General features: G+C 69.5%; 15 protein-coding genes and 1 pseudogene. 8 read left to right on the forward strand and 8 right to left on the reverse strand.

Annotated features, from left to right (window positions below; genetic code table 11):
• Positions 1 to 58: 58 nt before the first annotated feature.
• Positions 59 to 712, reverse strand: coding sequence for a UdgX family uracil-DNA binding protein (locus AB663_RS14455; RefSeq protein WP_067200690.1), 654 nt, complete (start codon positions 710 to 712; stop codon positions 59 to 61).
• A 57-nt stretch (positions 713 to 769) separates the two neighbouring features.
• Positions 770 to 1,354, reverse strand: a complete 585-nt coding sequence (locus AB663_RS14460; protein ID WP_067200694.1) for an NADPH-dependent FMN reductase — start codon at positions 1,352 to 1,354, stop codon at positions 770 to 772.
• 150 nt (positions 1,355 to 1,504) lie between these two features.
• Between AB663_RS14460 and helR the strand changes: the two genes are divergently transcribed.
• Positions 1,505 to 3,646: an RNA polymerase recycling motor ATPase HelR gene (helR, locus tag AB663_RS14465; RefSeq protein WP_067200697.1), complete on the forward strand. Its 2,142-nt coding sequence runs from the start codon at positions 1,505 to 1,507 to the stop codon at positions 3,644 to 3,646.
• A gap of 26 nt (positions 3,647 to 3,672) precedes the next feature.
• On the opposite strand, the gene AB663_RS14470 is transcribed toward helR, so the two are convergent.
• From AB663_RS14470 to AB663_RS14485, 4 genes are all read right to left on the reverse strand, one after another.
• Entirely contained in the window at positions 3,673 to 4,278 is a 606-nt protein-coding gene (locus AB663_RS14470) for a TetR/AcrR family transcriptional regulator (RefSeq protein ID WP_067200700.1), read from the reverse strand.
• Position 4,279: 1 nt separating this feature from the next.
• Positions 4,280 to 6,349 (reverse strand): MDR family MFS transporter, encoded by a 2,070-nt coding sequence (locus AB663_RS14475; protein WP_232304562.1) that lies wholly within the window; start codon positions 6,347 to 6,349, stop codon positions 4,280 to 4,282.
• Positions 6,350 to 6,451: 102 nt separating this feature from the next.
• Positions 6,452 to 6,766 (reverse strand): DUF7882 family protein, encoded by a 315-nt coding sequence (locus AB663_RS14480; RefSeq protein ID WP_067200704.1) that lies wholly within the window; start codon positions 6,764 to 6,766, stop codon positions 6,452 to 6,454.
• A gap of 81 nt (positions 6,767 to 6,847) precedes the next feature.
• Positions 6,848 to 8,398 carry a helix-turn-helix domain-containing protein gene (locus tag AB663_RS14485; RefSeq protein WP_067200707.1) on the reverse strand — a complete coding sequence of 517 codons (1,551 nt, stop codon included), beginning with the start codon at positions 8,396 to 8,398 and terminating at the stop codon, positions 6,848 to 6,850.
• 224 nt (positions 8,399 to 8,622) lie between these two features.
• Here AB663_RS14485 and AB663_RS14490 point away from each other — a divergent pair, with 224 nt between their 5' ends.
• From AB663_RS14490 to AB663_RS14520, 7 genes are all read left to right on the forward strand, one after another.
• On the forward strand, positions 8,623 to 9,360 hold the full coding sequence (locus tag AB663_RS14490; protein ID WP_083511371.1) for a siderophore-interacting protein: 738 nt from the start codon (positions 8,623 to 8,625) through the stop codon (positions 9,358 to 9,360).
• A 109-nt stretch (positions 9,361 to 9,469) separates the two neighbouring features.
• A complete protein-coding gene (locus AB663_RS14495; protein WP_232304563.1) occupies positions 9,470 to 10,453 on the forward strand; it encodes an ABC transporter substrate-binding protein in 984 nt (327 codons plus the stop codon).
• Between the two features lie 89 nt (positions 10,454 to 10,542).
• Positions 10,543 to 11,547 carry a FecCD family ABC transporter permease gene (locus AB663_RS14500; RefSeq protein ID WP_067200713.1) on the forward strand — a complete coding sequence of 335 codons (1,005 nt, stop codon included), beginning with the start codon at positions 10,543 to 10,545 and terminating at the stop codon, positions 11,545 to 11,547.
• Complete coding sequence (locus AB663_RS14505; protein ID WP_067200717.1) at positions 11,547 to 12,614, forward strand: FecCD family ABC transporter permease; 1,068 nt, start codon at positions 11,547 to 11,549, stop codon at positions 12,612 to 12,614. The genes AB663_RS14500 and AB663_RS14505 overlap by 1 nt, the downstream gene beginning before the upstream one ends.
• Complete coding sequence (locus tag AB663_RS14510; RefSeq protein ID WP_083511256.1) at positions 12,611 to 13,522, forward strand: ABC transporter ATP-binding protein; 912 nt, start codon at positions 12,611 to 12,613, stop codon at positions 13,520 to 13,522. Before AB663_RS14505 ends, AB663_RS14510 begins: the two co-directional genes overlap by 4 nt.
• Entirely contained in the window at positions 13,515 to 15,188 is a 1,674-nt protein-coding gene (locus AB663_RS14515; protein WP_232304564.1) for an ATP-binding cassette domain-containing protein, read from the forward strand. The genes AB663_RS14510 and AB663_RS14515 overlap by 8 nt, the downstream gene beginning before the upstream one ends.
• Positions 15,185 to 16,774: an ABC transporter ATP-binding protein gene (locus tag AB663_RS14520; RefSeq protein ID WP_067200720.1), complete on the forward strand. Its 1,590-nt coding sequence runs from the start codon at positions 15,185 to 15,187 to the stop codon at positions 16,772 to 16,774. The genes AB663_RS14515 and AB663_RS14520 overlap by 4 nt, the downstream gene beginning before the upstream one ends.
• A gap of 70 nt (positions 16,775 to 16,844) precedes the next feature.
• Here AB663_RS14520 and AB663_RS14525 read toward each other — a convergent pair whose 3' ends face one another.
• Positions 16,845 to 17,849, reverse strand: coding sequence for a hypothetical protein (locus AB663_RS14525; RefSeq protein WP_067200723.1), 1,005 nt, complete (start codon positions 17,847 to 17,849; stop codon positions 16,845 to 16,847).
• A 298-nt stretch (positions 17,850 to 18,147) separates the two neighbouring features.
• A pseudogene (locus AB663_RS17225) lies at positions 18,148 to 18,806 on the reverse strand (transposase); the annotation flags it as partial.
• Positions 18,807 to 18,837: the final 31 nt, after the last annotated feature.

The raw sequence follows: 18,837 nt of genomic DNA on the forward strand, positions 1-18,837 counted from the left end.
GGCCGCACCGGTCGACGCGGGGCTTCACGGCCGACGAGCTTCGCTCACCGAGGGCAGCTCAACGTACCCCGGCCAGGTCCGCCGCCGCGCGAAGGTCGGCGACGAAGGCGCGCAACGCGGCGTGGCGGTCCGCATCGTCACGGATGCGGAGCAGGCTCGACGGGTGCACGGTGACGACGATGGAGACCCCGCGCCAGTCCGGGGCGTCGAGGGGCTCCCCGCGTACCTCGCCGATCGTCACCGGCCGGCCGAGCACGGCGCGCGCGGCCGTGGCGCCGAGCGCGACGACCACGGCGGGGTGCACGGCCGCGACCTCCGCGTCGAGCCACGGCCTGCAGGCGTTCACGTGCGCGACCCCTGGCTTCTCATGGATGCGGCGCGGGCCGCGTCTCTCGAAGCGGAAGTGCTTCACCGCATTGGTGAGGTACGTCGTCTCCCGTGCGATGCCGGCGTCGTCGAGGGCGGTGTCGAGCATCCGGCCCGCCGGTCCGACGAAAGGCTCGCCGGAGAGATCCTCCCGGTCGCCCGGTTGCTCGCCGACGAGCATGAGCCGCGCGCCCTGCGCCCCTTCCGAGAACACGACCTGGGTGGCGTCCTGCCAGAGTTCGCATCCGCGGCACGCCTCTGCCGCGTGCCTCAGTTCTTCGACCGAGGCCGAGCCGGGCACCCAGTGCTCGGCGCCGGGGCGCGAAGGAGAGGATTCTGCCGTCATGCCGCGAGACTACGCGTACACGCCGTCGGCGACAGCCCCTTGCGCCCGCCGTACGCGCTAGTCCCGGTCGCCGACGTGGCCGGGAGCCGTGAGCGAGAGCACCCGCTCGACGAACGCCGCGTACTCGCTCATGTAGTGCTGGAGGAACTGCTCCGTTCCGGCATCCGTCACCTGTCCATCGGCCCCGAACACCTCCGGGCGGAAGGTGATGTAGGCCTCGGGGGCGTTGAGCTGCGGTGCGTTCAGGAAGCTCAGCACGCTGCGCATGGACGACTGCATCACGGCGGTGCCGATCGCGCCCGTCGAGGCGCCGATGATGCCGGTCGGCTTGCGTGCGAACGAGTTGTGCCCCCAGGGTCGCGAGCCCCAGTCGATCGCGTTCTTGAGCGCGCCGGGGATCGACCGGTTGTACTCGGGAGACACGATGAGCAGTCCGTCCGCGCGCTCGACGGCGTTCTTGAACTCCGTCACCGCGGGGACGGGATCGAGCTCGTCGTCCCGGTTGTACAGCGGCAGGTCGCGGATAGGGATCTCGCTGAGCTCCAGGCTGGGAGGAGCGAGGCGCACGAGGGCGGTGGACAAGACTCGATTGATCGAGTCGCGGGAGAGGCTCCCGATCAGGTATCCGATGCGATGGACCATCACGTCCTCCTTCGGCCGGGCGGAGCGCGCCGTTGCCTTCTTCCTCCGTTTTCAGGATATCTGTCCGACCCGGGCTTGCCGCAAGGCCCCCATGGCAGTGCAGAATCGACGTTCGCCCGCGTGAATGCACGCTTGACGCGAAGGAGATCCATGCCCGCCGACCCCTTCGACCTCCCCCTCACCCTCGACCGCAAGGCGGCTCCGTCGCTCATCGACGCCGACCGCGCGCACCTCCGACGCATCGCCGACGAGCTCCAGGATCAGCGCGTCCAGACGGCCGAGCGTCTCACCCGCGCCCGCACCCAGCGCGCGGACGAGGGCGGGGCGGCTGTGGACCGTGACATCGAGATCCGACGGCTGAGCGCCCGGCTTCGTCTGCTCGACCGCTACGGCATCGACCTCTGCCTGGGGAGGATGACGCCGCGCGACGGCGAACCCGTGTACATCGGCCGGACCGGACTCGCAGCGGCTGACGGGACGCGGCTGCTGGTCGACTGGCGCGCCCCGGCGGCCGCCCCGTACTTCGCCGCGACGATGGAGGACCCGCGCGGCATCGTGTCGCGACGCCGCTATCGGTGGACCGGAGGCCGCATCACCGACTACTGGGACGAAGCGCTCACCGAGGAGGGATTCACGACGGATGCCGCGCTCGACGACCAGTCGGCGTTCATCGCGAGCCTCGGCGCGCACCGGTCGCCTCGGATGCGCGACGTCGTCGCCACGATCCAGGCCGATCAGGATGCCATCATCCGGATGCCGTCGCGAGGCGCGCTGGTCGTCGACGGCGGCCCCGGCACCGGGAAGACCGTCGTCGCGCTGCACCGCGCCGCGCATCTCCTGTATGCGGAACCGCGGCTCACGCACGGCGGCGGAGGCATGCTGCTCGTCGGGCCGAACGCCCACTACCTCTCCTACGTCGAGGACGTCCTCCCGAGCCTCGGCGAGGACTCCGTGCGCCTGTGCACTCTCACCGAGATGGTGCCGGAGAGCGCGTCGGCGCAGGAGGACGACGACCCCGCGGTCGCCGCACTGAAGGCGAGTCTCGATCCGACGGATGTCATCACCGCGGCGGTGGACCAGTTCACGCATCCGCCGCAGCACGACATGCGCATCGAGACCCCGTGGGCCGACCTGTGGCTCGGGCGCGACGACTGGGCCGAGGCGTTCGCCGCCGCCGACCCGGCGTCGTCGCACAACGACGCGCGCGACGAGGTGTGGGAAGCGCTCCTCGAGCTCCTCATCGATCAGGTCGACGACGAGGTGCCTCCGCATGTCGTTCGACGCCGGCTGCGGCAGGACGATGAGCTCACCGGAGCGTTCGTGCGTGCGTGGCCGTTGCTCTCGCCTGCCGGGGTCGTGGAACGTCTCTGGACCTCGCCGGGCCTCCTCCGCCGGTGCGCGCCGCAGCTGTCGGACGATGAAGTGGCGCTGTTGCAGCGCGAGGACGGCGGCGCATGGACCATCTCGGATCTGCCGCTGCTGGATGCCGCGCACCGCCTGATCGGCGACCCGGATGCCGTACGCGCCGAGCATCGTCGCCAGGCGGTGATCGCGTCGGCGCAGGAGCAGATGTCCCACGTCGTCGATCACCTCGTCGAATCGGACGACAGCGAGATGAAGGTGATGTCGATCCTCCGCGGCGTGGACGCGCGTGCCGTGCTCGCGGGGGCGGATGCCCCGCCCGCGGCCACCCCGGACGAGCTCGCCGGACCCTTCGCGCACATCGTGGTCGACGAGGCGCAGGAGCTGACGGACGCGGAATGGCGGATGCTGCTGGCGCGATGCCCGTCGCGCAGCTTCACCGTGGTCGGCGATCGCGCGCAGGCGCGGCACGGCTTCACGGAGACGTGGGAGGAACGGCTGTCCCGGGTCGGGCTGCGGGACGCGCAGGTCGCGCACCTGAGCGTCAACTACCGCACCCCCGCGGAGGTGATGACAGTCGCGGCCCCCGCCGTGCGCACGGCCATCCCGGATGCGAATGTGCCGACCTCCGTGCGCAAGAGCGGAACGCCGGTGCGCTACGGCGAGGTCGGCGAGCTGAGGGCGATCGTCGACGAGTGGACGGCCACGCACCCGCAGGGGACCGCGTGCGTGATCGGAGCGCCATGGCATCCGGGATCGGCGCGCGTGCGTTCTCTCACCGCGGCGGCGGCGAAGGGGCTGGAGTTCGACCTCGTCGTGCTCGTGAACCCCCAGGCTCTCGGCGACGACATCACCGGAGCGGTCGACCGCTACGTGGCCATGACCCGCACGACCGGACAGCTGGTGATCCTGGAGGGCGGCGAGGGATGAGCGCTCGGCGGATGCCGGCCGCGGAGTCAGCCGTCAGCCGGGTCCGTCATGGTGACGTGCCGCACGGCGATGAGACGGTCCATCGTCGCGAGCAGTCGCTCGGCGTCGGGCCGGTCGTCGCCGCCTGGCGCGTGCACGAGAGCGCGCACCGACGCGAGCGCCAGCATGATCGCCGCTTCCGCGGTCTCGTCGGAGTCCACGCGGTCGCGCACGAGACCGGTGAACTCCTCCTTCAAGGTCCCCATCCACTGGGTCATCGCGGAGAGGAGCTCTGGCTGGGCGGCGATCAGCGCCTTGAGGCGACGCCGCTCCATCCCGGTATCGATCGATGAGGCGATGAGCTCGCAGATCGCGGGCATCAGGTCACCGCGTGCCGAGCGGAAGCGCTCGGCGGCCTCAGCGGAGAACACGCGTTCGGGGAGGTTCAGCGCCGCGGCCGTCTTCGACGGGAAGTAGTTGAAGAAGGTGCGCGGCGAGACGCCGACCTCCTCGCAGATCTGCTCGACGGTCGTCCCGTCGAGCCCTCGACTCTCGATCAGACGCAGGGCGGCCTCGTGCAACGCCTGCCGGCGATGTCTCTTCTTCCGTTCGCGGAGGCCGTCGGGCCGCCCCGCATCCTGATCGATCGTCATGTCAGAGCTGCACCCGGATGGTCCCGGTCTCGCTGAGGCCCGCCTCGTCGGCGCGTTCCTGCAGAGCCGAACGCGTCCGCAGCGGCGGCACCCGGAAGAACCACGTCAGGACGAAGGCGAGGAGCAGCACGCCGAAGCCGACCCAGAAGATCGTCACAGCCGATTCGGTGAAGCCGACCATGAACGGCTTCGCCAGTCGCGGGTCGGCGCCGGTGAGGAACGACGTGTCGCTCACCGATCCGCTGGCGCTGTCGGTGGCCGAGCTGTCGCCGTCCTTGACCTTGTCGGACAGTTCGTCGGCGAGCTGATCCACCCAGTACGAGCGCTGATCGGCATCGGCCCAGTCCACCGAGACCGTGTCGCCGGAGACGGATGCATGGGCCTTTTCCGCGACGGCTGCCAGAGCCTTTTCCTGCGCGTCGGGGAGAGCGGCCTGCACCTGCTGCGCGATGACGGCCGGTGCGGCGTCCGCCGGTACGACTCCGGCGGCTACCTGAGCCTGGACAGCGCTCGCCACGGCATCCGTCACCGACTTCTCGGCCTGCTCCTTCGCGGCGGCGACGCCCTCGTCGAGTTGGTCCTGGATGCCCTTCGTGATCGGGTCGACGACCGGATCCCAGAGCTGCGCCATGATCGCCGCGTTCTCGGGGGCCGTGGCCACCGCCGGATCGAGCGCGGCGTCGAGCGCGGAAGTCAGGGTGTCACGGTTCGACATGCTGCTGACGATGTTCGTCGGCAGCACGGTGAAGAGCACGGAGATCATGATGGCGGTTCCCAGTGTGCCGCCGATCTGCCGGAAGAAGGTGGCCGCGCTGGACGCCACCCCCATGTCACCCGGGGCGACGGAGTTCTGACTTGCGAGCACGAGCGTCTGCATGAGCTGCCCGAGCCCCAGACCGACGATGAACATGCCGAGCATCATGTGCCACAGCGGCGAGTCGTACCTCAGGAACGTCAGCACGAAGAACCCGGTGGCCGTGAAGAGGCTCCCCGTGACGGGGAAGATGCGGTACTTGCCGGTGCGCGAGGTGATCTGCCCCGAGCTCATGGCTGCGATCATGAGGCCGACCACCATCGGGATCATCGCGAGACCCGATTCGGTGGGGTTGAGACCGACGACGATCTGCATGTAGAGCGGGATCGTCATCATCGCGCCGAACATCCCGAAGCCGACGAGGACGCCGATGACGGTCGCCATCGAGAAGGTTCCCGACCGGAACAGCGTGATCGGGATGATCGCGTCCTTCTTCATCGAGATCTCGATGAGCACGAAGGCGATGGCGCCGAGGGCGCCGACCATGTAGCACGCGATGGCGCCGGGAGAGGCCCATCCCCATTCACGTCCCTGCTCCGCCACGAGCAGCAGCGGGACGAGCGCGACGATCACCGACGTCGCCCCCCACCAGTCGATGCGCGGGTTCTCATGAGCCGCGACCTTCGGAAGGTGGAGGAACGTGATCACCATGCCCAGAGCGATGAGCCCCACGGGGACGTTGATGAGGAACACCCAGCGCCAGCCGTCGATCCAGAGGATCTGCTGCGCTCCGGCGAACAGGCCGCCGACGAGCGGACCGATGACGGTCGAGATGCCGAAGACGGCGAAGAAGTAGCCCTGATACTTGGCGCGCTCGCGGGGAGCGAGGATGTCGCCCATGATCGCGAGCGGCAGCGACATGAGCGCGCCGGCGCCGATGCCCTGGAACGCGCGGAAGCCGGCGAGCATGAGCATCGAGGTCGAGAACGTCGACAGGAGCGAGCCGAGCACGAAGACCGCGATGCCGAAGATGAACAGGGGACGCCGGCCGAAGATATCGGAGAGCTTGCCGTAGATCGGCACCGAGATGGTCGAGGTGATGAGGTAGGCGGTGGTGACCCACGCCTGCTGGTCGAGACCCTGGAGGTCGTCGCCGATCGTGCGGATGGCGGTGCCGACGATGGTCTGGTCGAGCGAGGACAGGAACATTCCGGCCATGAGCCCGTAGATCACGAAGAGGATCTGCCGGTGGGTCATGATCGGCGTGGGCCCGGCGGCGTCGCGCGTCGCGTCGGTCTGAGCTGAAGCAGTGGACATTCAAGCCCTTCTGAGGCGGAGAGATTTTTGCAGACGTGCAATATTACATGACTGCATCTTGTGCGCCGGCTGTGGATGCGGCTTCAGCAGATCCGCTTGCCGTCACGCCCCGTCAGGGTCGAGCACCTCGTCGACGAGCATGATTCCGCCAGAGCTGTTCGCGGAGTGCATGAGGTCTTCGATCCAGCGCATGTTGAGCTGCGGGGGCTCCGGGTCATCGAACGTGAAGCGCAGCGGGATCGAGGGATGGAGCCAGATCGTCGAGCGTCCGCCCGGCTCGTCGTCGGAGTGCTTCCACGACAGTGTGAAGCTCTCCTGCCGGCGAAGCTTCGTGGCGATGACGACCTTGAGATGCGCGAGCGCGCGATCCTCGATGTGAATGGGGTCGGTCGACGTGCCGTACTGCAGGGTGGCCATGCGGTAACGATACTCGCGGCTCCGGGCGTGCGCACCGTGAAATCCGCATGGCTGCCGTGTGCGCTCCTGCACCGCCCTGGTTCATGAATCGATGAGTGGTTCGGTGCTGCGCCGCCATCCGCGTCTCTGATACTCGCGGGGTGCGAGCTCGTGCGCGCGGGCGAACGCCTTGGTGAACCCGGACGGGTGCGCGTAGCCGAGCTTGGCCGCGGCCTGCTGCACGGTCAGTCCATCTTCCAGGTAACGTCTGGCGATGGTCGAGCGGATCTGTGCGCGCCACTGCGCGAAGGTCGATCCGCTCTCCCGCTGCATGCGGAGCCCGAGCTCCCCCGCGTCGACATCGAGGGCCAGCGCCCATTCTCGGATGCCGCGCCGGTCGGCGGGGTCGTCGATGAGCCCGCGCTGGATGCGGTCGATGGCTGCGGCGTACGGGTCGGCCGAGGTGTCGGCCGCAGGCGCGTGGCGGAGGTAGAACCGCGTGATCGCATGCGGATCGTGCCCTCGCGGCCGAAGCGTCGTGTAGTTCGCGACGACGGAGTGCAGGAGACGGCGTTCGGCTTCCGGCGGGAATCGTCGCACGGCAGGCCAGGGCACGACGAGCGGAGGGAACGCGGGTCGCGAGCCGAGTGGGAGGAGGAGCGTCCCGGCCTCGAGCTCGACCTCGTTCGGCACACCTGCGGGGAGCCAGGCGGCCTCCCCCTCCCGCAGACGGCGGATCCGGCCTCCCGCGCTGACCTTCGCCGACCCCCTGCACACCCACACCAGCACGTGGAAGTCGCTGGTCCGCTCCCAGGTTCTCGTCGCAGGGATCGGTGGCGGGCTTTCGGGGATGCTGATCCGCGCCGCCCCCGCCGAACGGGTACCCGCGGCGAGCGCCCGGCCGGCCTTCGCCGCTGATCGGCGGTACTGGTTCGGTGTCACGCCGACGGCCGCGCGGAATGCCTTCGTGAAGCCGGCCGCCGTCTCGAACCCCGACTTGGCCGCAGCCTGCGCAGGCCGGAACCCATCCTCGAGGTACGCGCGAGCGGCCGCGATGCGCATAGCTGTGCGCCAGTGGTTGAACGAGAGACCGGTTTCACTCGCGAACTGGTGCTGGAGGGTTCTGATGCTGACGTTCGCCTCGGCCGCGAGCACGGTCAGCTTCGTGTCATCCGCAGGGGTCTGGAGCAGACGCTGAGCCACACCGGCCGCCGCCGCCGAGATCGGCAGGGGCGGGGGCGCGACCGTGTGGCAGCTCGCGTCGGCAGGGGCTCGGGTGACGAGTTCCATGAGGCTGCCGTCCGCCCCCATGCCGCGCAGATAGCCGAGGCTGCGGGCGAACTGGTGGATCAACCAGTCCGTCCAGGCCGCAGGGAACTCCACGCGGACCGGCTTCTCCAGGCGCGGCGTTCCGGGAGCAGCGCCGACGAAGATCGGAAACGCGACGGAGTCGGTCTCGGTCGTCACCCGGTAGCGCACTCCAGGCGGCACCCACAGGCCCTGTCCGGTGGCGAGCATGTGCGTCTCCGCTCCGATGACCACGCGCGCCGCACCGGAGTGAACCCACAACAGGCACGGTTCGCGGCGGTTCATCGTGGCCGGCGCGGAAGACGCCTCGATCGAAGGATCCGGCAGCGGAAGAGTCCGGGACATGGTCCTCCTCGTCGGTCGCGCCGGAGTACACGAACAGTGCATCTCAGGACAATTCTTCGAAGTGAGCTGAGCCTAACCTTACAACGGCGCATGTCGGTGCGCCCATCTGGTACCCGTCCTGAGGAGTGTTGAGTTCGTTGCCCGGTTCGTTGAGATCGCCTACCCCGCTTCCTCTCGTGGTGCGTGAGCTGGCCGTTCGGCGCGTCGTCGATGTCACTCCGGGGATGCGTCGCGTGACCCTCGCCGGCGAGCAACTGGGCGAGTTCACCGGCCCCGATGGCCGGCATCATCCGGCGTTCTCCTCCGAGGGCTTCGATGACGACATCCGCCTGTTGTTCCCCTATCCCGGCGATGAGCGCCCTGTTCTGCCTCTGATCCGCAACGGGAGGATCCGTTTCGCCCGCGGGCGGCGGCCGATCGCGCGCGCGTACACGGTCCGCCGTCACTGCCCTCGTACCGGCGAGCTCGATGTCGACGTGGTCCTTCACGGCCATGGTGTCGCCTCCGCCTGGGCGCGCGACGTCACACCCGGCGCCCCCATGCACATCGTCGGCCCGGGGCGGACCGAGAGCCTGCCCGTCGGACATGACTGGGTTCTCGCGGTGGGCGACGACACGGCTCTTCCGGCGATCGCGCGTCTGCTCGAGATGCTGCCGCGTTCCGCGCGCGGCCTCGTGTTCCTGACCACCCTCGACGCAGCACACCAGCAGGAGCTCGACACTCCTCCGGGCGTTTCGGTGACCTGGCTGCATCCGGAACCCGGGAGGACCGACCCGCACGACGTCATCGACGCCATGCGCAGCAGCACGTGGCCCGACGGCACCCCGTTCGCTTGGGTCGCCGGTGAACAGTCCGAGGTCAGGTCTGTGCGGCGCCACCTCGTGAAGGAGCGTTCGGTTCCCGCATCCGCCATCGACTTCTCGGGCTACTGGCGTCGGAGCGCCGTCGCCACCGACGCGTAGCAGGCTCCCGAAGCCCGCTTCACCTGCCCCCCTCCCCCGGACGCACATCGCCGCGGGGAGAGCCTCTCGGCCGTGCCGTGCCGAGACCCTCCACCCATGAAAGGAAGCCATGCCCACTCGGCTGCCCCTGTCCCGCTCCGTCTCGCTGCTCGTCGTGCTCGCCGCGACCGCGGGGATGCTCTCCGCGTGCTCGGCGGATGACACGCCCCCTTCGGACGCGAGCGCTGCTCCCCTTATACCGGCCGCGGAGGAGGCGACCCGCTACCCGTTGACCCTCGAATCCCCATACGGCGACTCCGTGCTCGAGCGTCGCCCCGAGCGCGTCGCCGCGATCGTCCCCAACGCGATCGACACCGAGCTGCTGATCGCGCTGGGCGTGACCCCGGTGCTGTCGTCGAACATGGTGACGGAGGGCGGATACCTCGACGAGTACGGTGCGGAAGACCTGGACACCTACGAGGTCTCCATGGGCGAGGATCTGCCGGTGGAGGCGATCGCCGCCAGCGACCCGGACCTCATCGTGGCGGTGGGGTGGACCGAGGGGTACGGCGGCCTCAGGTTGAGCGACGTCTACGGACGACTGACCGACATCGCCCCGGTGGTGATGAACCCTGACGCGGACAGCGCACAGGCCGTGCCGTGGCAGGAGTCGATCATGGTGCTCGGCGAGGCCCTCGATCTGGCCGACGCCGCGCAAAGGGTCATCGACGAGCATGAGGCCTGGTTCACCGAACTGCGCGAGGACCACCCGGAGTTCGCGGGGCTGACCGCGACGTGGGCGATGGAGTACGGCGCGAGCACTGGATTGCAGTACTGGTCTCAGCCCGGCTCGGCTTCGGAGTCCTTCCTTCAGGATCTCGGATTCGTCCCGAACCCTCGGGCCGGGCAGTTCGCGTCGAGCCGGGATGTCAGCGCTGAGCTGGTCTCAGAACTCGACGCGGATGTCCTGTTGATGGGCCGCGTGGTGAGCACGACGGATGCGGAGTACGACGCGCTCGTCTCCAGCGACCGTTTCCAGCGTCTCGGCGCCGTGTCGAAGGGCCACCTGGTCGAGCTGCCCGCGAAGACCGACGACGGCGGAGACCTCACGTAGGCCATCGTCAGCGGAGGCCCGATCGGCAACCGCTGGGCGGCAGAACAGCTGGCACCGCAGATCGCGGCCGTGCTCTGACGGTGTCGCGGATGGATCTTGTCCGCCGCGGGCGGCTGCCCGGACTTCTGGTCCTCGCGGCGCTGCTGGTTGGCGCCTGCGCGCTCAGCGTGAGCATCGGCGCAAGCACGCACTCGGCGGATGCCGTGTGGCTCGCGGTGCTGCATCCCGACGGGTCCGACGTCGCCTCCGTGGTCTGGGACCTTCGTGTGCCCCGCACGGTCGTCGGCGTCGTGGCCGGAGCGGCGGTCGGTGTCGCCGGTGCGCTGGTGCAGGCGCTGACTCGAAATCCGCTCGCGGACGTCGGCGTCCTCGGGATCAACGCAGGAGCCGGGTTCGCGGTCGTGGCGGGTGTGGGGCTCTTCGGCGCGATGAGCGCCTCGGGCTTCGTCTGGTTCGCGTTCGCCGGGGCCATGGCTGCGACAGTGCTCGTGTATGCGATCGGGTCGGGCGGCCGCGGAACGGTGTCCCCCGCGACGCTGGTGCTGGCCGGTGTGGCGCTGACCGCCGTGCTGAGCGCCATGACGCGGTTCCTCACGCTCATGGATCAGGAGAAGTTCCGAGCGTTCCAGAACTGGGGTCTGGGTGCGCTGGACCGGGCCGGCAGCGCGGACGCGGGCTCCGTCCTGCCGTTCCTGCTCCTTGGCCTGATGCTGGCTCTCGTCACGGTCGGACCGCTGAACGCCGTGGCTCTGGGCGATGACCTCGCCGTATCGCTCGGCGCCGGTGTGGCCCGGGCTCGCGCCATCGGATTCCTTGCCATCACGCTCCTCGCGGGCGGCGCGACAGCTCTCACAGGCGGTCTCGGATTCGTGGGGCTGGCGGTGCCGCACCTCGTCCGCTGGCGCACCGGACCGGATCACCGATGGATCGTCGCATACACCGCCGTGGCGGCTCCGAGCATGGTGCTCATCGCCGACGTCTTCGGCCGGATCATCGCCAGACCCGGCGAGATCGAAGTGGGCCTGCTCACAGCCCTGCTCGGAGGCCCGGTGCTCATCGCACTGGTGCGGAGAAGAAAGGCGGCCGGCCTGTGATGGTCTCCCCTGCGCCCTCGGTCGACTTCGGCTACCGGCAGCGCACGATCGCCGCGCCCGGCATCGCCTTCCGGGTGAGCCTGCGCGGAGCCGTCGTCGGCGCGGTCCTGATCGGCGTCGCCCTCGCACTCGGCTGCGTCGCTCTCGGACTCGGCGAGTACCCCCTCTCCCCCGGTGAGGTGGTCGACGCCCTGCTGGGGCGCGGCGAGACCTTCCCCCAGACCATCGTGCGCGAGTGGCGCCTTCCGGTCGCCGCCGCGGCCCTACTGTTCGGCGCCCTGCTCGGGGTCGGCGGTGCGCTGTTCCAGTCGCTCACCCGGAATCCCCTGGGGTCACCGGATGTCATCGGCTTCGACGCGGGTTCATACTTCGGGGTCGTCGTCGTCACGCTGGTCGTGGGCACGCACAGCTACTGGGCCACGGCCGGCGCCGCGCTGGCGGGCGGCCTGCTCACGGGCATCCTGGTCTATGCGCTCGCGTACCGGCGCGGAGTCCAGGGGGTCCGCCTCATCATCGTCGGCATCGCCGTCTCGGCGATGCTGGTCGCGATCAACGCCTACCTCGTCACCCGGGCCGACATCGACGACGCCATGTCGGTCGGCTTCTGGGCGGCGGGCTCACTCACCCGCGTAGACGGCGCCACCTTCGTGCCATCGCTCGCCGTCGGCGCGGTCCTGCTCGCAGGTGTCGCCCTCGGCACCCCCGGGCTGCGTCAGCTGGAGCTGGGCGATGACGCGGCGACGGCGCACGGTGTCAACCCGACACGTATCCGTCCTGCGCTGCTGGTCGCCGGCGCCGCGACGACCGCGGTCGTCACGGCGGCCGCCGGCCCGATCAGTTTCATCGCACTCGCCGCACCCCAGCTGGCACGCCGCCTGACCGGCAGCCCAGGGGTCACGGTTCCCGCTTCTGCGCTCATGGGAGCCGCGCTGCTCGCCGCTGCGCACGCACTGTCACAGGGAATCGCACAGGTGTTCCGGCCGGTTCCGGTCGGGCTGCTCACGATCCTGCTGGGCGGCCTGTACCTCATCTGGCTCCTGATCCACGAAACGAGAAGACACGCATGACGCATCCACCCGCCTCCTTCACACTCTCCAGAACCGCGCCGTCACCCACCGAAACAGGATCCGTCTCACGCGCATCCGATGCCGCCGCCGGGCTGTCCCGACTCAGCGCGCACTCCCTGACCATCGGCTACGACGATCGGGTCATCACCGACAGCCTCTCGGTCGCGGTCCCCGACCGATCGTTCACCGTGATCGTCGGTCCGAACGCGTGCGGGAAGTCGACGCTGCTTCGGGGGCTGTCGCGGCTGCTCAGGCCGCGCGGCGGACAGGTGGTCCTCGACGGGCAGGACATCCACCGACTCGGAGCCAGACTGGTCGCCAAGCGCCTGGGTCTGCTGCCGCAGTCGTCGCTGGCCCCGGAAGGCATCCGCGTCGCCGATCTCGTGACCCGGGGCCGCTACCCTCACCAGGGACTGATCCAGCGGTGGACAGCGGCCGACGACGCGGCGGTCGCATCGGCCATGGCGGCGACGGGAGTCGGGGAGCTCTCCGGCCGCCTGGTCGACGAGCTCTCCGGCGGTCAGCGTCAGCGCGTCTGGGTCGCCATGGCACTGGCGCAGAAGACCGACATCCTCCTGCTGGACGAACCGACGACCTACCTCGATCTGGCGCACCAGATCGACCTGCTCGAGCTCCTCGCAGATCTGCAGGCGCAGGGCCGCACGCTTGTCGCGGTCTTGCACGATCTGAATCAGGCAGCACGGTATGCGACTCATCTGATCGCCATGAAAGACGGAGCGATCGTCGCCGAAGGAACGCCGTCAGACGTCATCACCGCCGAGCTCGTGGAGCGTGTCTACGGGCTGGCCTGCCGCATCGTCGAGGATCCGGTGGCGGGCACCCCGCTCGTCGTTCCGCTCGGGCGCCGTCGAGACGACGATCCGGCTGAGGGAGGTCCCCGTGCCTGAGAACACGTCGGCCATGTCCCCTGTCGCGGACGCGTTGCGCCCGTCAGCTCTCGTGCTCGGATGCGCCGTGATGGCCGCGGCCGTCAGCGGACTCGCCGGAGTCGCCATGCTGTGGTTCACCATCCAGGTGATCGGAGCCCCCGGATGGGACGGCGTCCTTCGGGTGTGCGCGAGCGGGATGGCCGCCGCCGCACTCGCAGCCGTGGCGGCATGGCTGGCCCATCACGGAGAAGCCGCGGTCTCGGCGCGCCTTCGGCTGCGGACCGCAGAGCACCTCATAAGGATGCCGATGAGTGCGCTGGCACGGTACGGAACGGATGCGCTGCGACGGCTGGTCGGCGAGGACATCGCAGCCTTGCATCATGCCATCGCGCATCTGCCAGGGGAGATCGCGACGATGATCGTCGTCCCTGCCGCGAGTGTGGCGGTTCTGGTCGCCATCGCGGGGCCGGCGGCGCTGCTCGTCCTCGTTCCGGGTGTGCTCGCCTCCTGTTACTACCTCTTCGTGGTGCCCCGCAGTTCCGCCAGGCACGGAGAACGCACCGCGCAGGTGATGAGCGGGATCGTCACCGCCGTGGACGACTACGCCCGCGGCATCCGCATCAGCCGCATTTACTCCGACCAGGCCGGCGCTGCGGCGCGGTATGCCGACGCGACCGCGTCGTTCACGAGGGGCATGGTCTCGTGGGTCGGCAGCGTCGCGACGCCAGGCAGCATCGCGGCCGCGCTGCTGCAACCGGTCGCGACGTACGCGATCGTGTTCCTCCTCGGCTACGGACGAGAACCGGTCGTGCTCGGTGCGATGCTGCTGTTCGGTATGGCGATCGTCACGCCGGCGCTTCGGTTGGGGCACGGGCTCGACTACGTCCACGCCGGCCGCGCTGCGGCGCAGCGGATCGCCGCGCTCTTGCGCGAGCCCACGGTCGAGGACATTCGTCCGCGACCCCCGGTCTTCGCCGATGGCACGGCAGCGGAGGGGCCCGCAGCCGCCGTCCCCGACGCCCGCATCGCGCTCCGGGGAGTGACGGTGGCCCACGGCGAGCGGCGGCTGTTGCACGACTTCTCCGTGGACGTGGCCGCTGCCGGTGCATTGACGGTCGTCACGGGTCCGAGCGGAAGCGGCAAGAGCACTCTGCTGCGCGTACTCGCAGGTCTCGAGGCGCACACCGCCGGTTCGATCCGGATGAACGCGAGGTCGACCGGCGGCCCCAGAGGCGCGGACGGTGGCGAAGAGGGCGGCGAACCGGTGTTGCTGATCCCTCAGGGTGCGGACGCGCTTCCGGGCAGCATCCGGGAGAACCTGAGCTTGTCGGCGCCGTGCGCGACCGACGCCGAGATCGCCGCCGCGCTCCGCAGAGCTCAGCTCGACGTCGACCCGGCAACGCCCGCGGCCCAGTTGTCCGGCGGGGAGAGGCAACGTGTGGGCCTCGCGCGAGTGTTCCTCGGTTCCGCGAGCATCGTGCTGCTCGATGAGCCCACGAGCGCGCTCGACGGGGGCACCGCCGGCCGAGTGCTGGAGGAGCTGCGCGATTTCGCCTCAGCGACTGGCACGGCGCTGGTGATGGTGACCCACGACCCGGCGCTGTCGTCCCGCGCTGACCACCATCTGATCCTCGATCCCGAAACCCGCTCAGCTCGACTGATGAACGCAGGAGACATGTCATGAGGAACCCACGGACACCGTACCTCCGAGCGCTGCCCGGCCCGGCGCGACGGCGCCTCGTCGGCGTCTCGCTCGGCTGGGCCTTCGTCGCCCTCGCCGAAGCCGGGGCATACAGCATCTTGGCCGTCGCGATCGCCGGGGCCTGGGGGCCGTGGCCCGTGGCCCTGTCATGCGCTGCCGCCGTGGTGATCACGGTTCTCGTGCAGCGCGCGGGATACCTCGCCGGCGCGCGCCTGACGGGCGACCTCTACGCCGGGCTCGGCCGTGCGTTCGCACGCACGAAGCTCTCCTGGTTCACGGAGCGCAACCGCACACGAGCCGGTACGGTCGCGGGGCGCTCGATTCCGGCGATGATGAGCCTTCCGGCTCACGGACTGCAGATGTTCGTGCATGCTCCGCTGATCCCGCTGCTGCTTCTCCCGGCGGTGGGACTCATCGCGGGATGGCGGGCGATGCTCTTCATCGCCGGGCTGCTGGCCGTCTCGCTCGGCGTGCAGGCCGTCTCTCAACGGGCGCTCGCGCGGGCCGACGCAGCTCGCAACACGACCGAGCACGACGTCGCCGAAGCGAGCCTGGAGTTCGTCGATCACCTCGAGCTGCTGCGCACGGCCGCGGGACCGGCGCGCGCCACGGAACGGCTCCGCGCATCCTGGTCCGCGCAGCGCTCGGCCCTCGCGCGAACGAACAGGGCCTCAGCCGCCGCGACCTTCGCCTCCGGAGCGGCGGGCCTGATCCCCCTCGCCGGCGTGGTCTGCGCCCTCGCCACCGCCGAGGTCGAGTCGGCCACCGCGTTGAGCATCATCCTGCTCGTCCTCCGCGCCGCGGGACCGCTGGAGTCCCTGGCTGTCCTGGGCGTCTCGGCGAACGATCTCCGCGCTCATCTGCGCGACTATGCCGCGGTCACCACGGCGCCGGTGCTCGCTGAGAGTGCCGCACCAGCGTCACGCGTGCGCGGCGACCTCCATATCGAGCTGGACGACGTCACCAGCACCCCTGCACTGCGGGGCGTCACAGCGTCGATCCCTTACGGCACCACCGTGCTCGTCTCGGGACCTTCCGGCAGCGGTAAGAGCACACTGCTCGGCCTTCTCATGCGGTTCGACGACCCGGACGGCGGCCGCATCACTCTGGGCGGCGTGCCGCTGGCCGAGATGCCCTACGCCCAGCTCGCCGCGCTCGTCGCCTATGTCCCGCAAGACCCGGTGGTGTTCACGGGGACTCTGGAGGAGAACATTCGGCTCGGCGACCCCACTGCCTCCGACGCCCGGGTTCTCGAAGCAGCCAACGCCGCCCGGCTGGGTGCGGTCATCGAGCGCGCGCCCGAGGGTCTCGCCCAGCACGTCGGCGCCAACGGCGCTTCCCTGTCGGGTGGGGAGCGGCAACGTGTCGCCGTCGCGCGCGCATTCTTGAAGCGCGCGCCGATCCTCATACTCGACGAAGCGACGTCAGCACTCGACGTCGGCACGGAATCCCACATCGCAGACGCTGTCCGCGCTTTGACGGGCACCGTCGTGATCGTGACACACCGCGACGCCGAGCAATGGCGGCCGGATCACGTGATCTCGTTGGACAGGGTCGCTTCGGGGTGACCAGGTGCAGGCCTTCCCGCGGAAACGCTGTGCGCAGCGCAACCGAGGTCCAGGTTCTCCATCCCTGACCTCAGCCACCGCCCCCGTCCGCGGTGACGACGTACTTGCCGCTGTCGGGGTCGAAGCGCATGGGCCGGTCCGGATCGGGTTCGATGAGAATCTGCTCACGCGAACCTCTTCGCCCAGGAATCGTCGAGACGATGACGAGCAGAGGCTCGCCCACGAGCGGCACCCGCTCCGGATCCGCCTGCATCTGCGCGGTGACGACGCGAGGCGCATCCGGCGTCCCGAAGCTGACGCGGACGGAGAACTGGCTCAGATGGCTGATCCGGCGGTGTCGGAAATCGAGATGCTCGAGCCGTCCGGCGTAGCGCGTGCCTGTCCTGCGGATCGCCACGATCGTCCGCTGCGTCTTCACGGCGAAACGGATGGAGAACGGAAGAGCGACAAGGAGCCCGAGCGCGCCCACCCCGGCGACGGCGAGAAAGATCAGGAGGATCCCGGTGTCGGGCAGTTCCCAGTACTCGACGGTCGGGGGTGCGTGCCTGATGTAGTCGATGCCGATCGCGAGATGGAGCAGAAGCGCGATGAAGACGGCCGCCGTGATGACGAGCGCCGCGGCGACTGCCGGAAGTCCGAGCTGTCCGTACTGCGCCGTGGCACGCCTCGTGAACCCGAAGGTCGGGCCGAGCACGACCATCGAGATCACTGCGAGGACCACGACGACGTACCACCACCATTGCGTGGCAAGGGCTTCGACTGCCGGTGCCGCGATGGGGTCGACGATCCTCGGCAGGGCAAGGAACGCGAAACCGATCCAGAAGAGGAACGCGAAGGAGAGTCGGGCGATCATGCTCGCGGTGAAGCGCCCGGGTCGAGCGCCAGGCCTCAGGGAGGTGATGCTCGAACCGCTGTGCGCGGTCGAGAAGATCGGCCCGTCGATCCACCACTCACCGTTCGGGTCGCTCGATTCGCTCGGCTCGTCGGGATCACCGATCCCGTGCACGGTGGTAGCTTCAACGGGTTCCAGCCCGACCTCGTCGGATCGATCGTCGTGCGGCGGGGTGGCAGTCACAGGACCCTCCTTCGCCGGCGATCTCGGTGATCCGCGTGTCGGTGTCGCTACTTCACTGCTTCAGCGCAAGGGCCGGACTGCGCTTAGGCTATCGCACGCTCAACGGACCCGGCTCGAGAAAAGGCGGAAGCGTCGCGCCGCCAGATCACGGCGCACGAGACTTCCGTTTCTTGGCACACTGGCTCGCCAACGACCTTGCAGCGGGATGTGATCGCGGGCAGCTCTTCGACCCGTATCCCGCCCGACCGGAGGGCATCCGGCCCCGACCGGAGGATCCGCGAAAGTCATCAGAAACGGGCTCCACCGCCCACACCACGTTCGGCGCGTCCGCCGTCGGCGCGTCGACGGTCGAGGACCCGACGCGATTGCGTCGACGCCGCTACGGGACCCGGAGCCCTTCGTCACGCCACAGGCGTTGGATCTTCTTGTGGTTCACCACCCACCCCTCGGCGCGCGCATCGTGATACGCGCGCCGGTACCCGTAGCGGGGGTGCTTCTTCGCCCAGGCACGCAGCCAGTCCCGCAACGCCCGGTCCGGGTCTGCGGTCGTGTCGCCCTTGAGCGGCCGCCGGTACGCGGAGCGGGACAGCCCGACCAGACGGCACGCCATCCGTTCACTCACCTGCAGTGTCCTGATCAGGTGAGCGACGGCAGCGCGGCGCCTGCCCGGGCCTAGAAGTCTCCCTCAGCCAACTCCTTGAGCGCGGACTTCTCCAACTCCGCCTCGGCGAGCAGCCGCTTGAGCGTCGCGTTCTGCTTCTCGAGCTCCTTCAGGCGCTTCGCGTCGTCGGCCTTCAACCCGCCGTACTGGTTACGCCACCGGTAGTACGTCTGCTCGGACACCCCGAGCTCCCGGCACACCGCCGCGACATCCGCGCCGTCGGCGAGCATCCTGTCGGCCTGCCCGAGCTTGCGGACGACCTGCTCCGGGGTGTGACGCTTCCTGCTGTTCGACATGATCTGACCAGTCTCCCTGCCCGAACCCTCG

The sequence above is a fragment of the Microbacterium sp. XT11 genome (assembly GCF_001513675.1).
Lineage (GTDB): Bacteria > Actinomycetota > Actinomycetes > Actinomycetales > Microbacteriaceae > Microbacterium.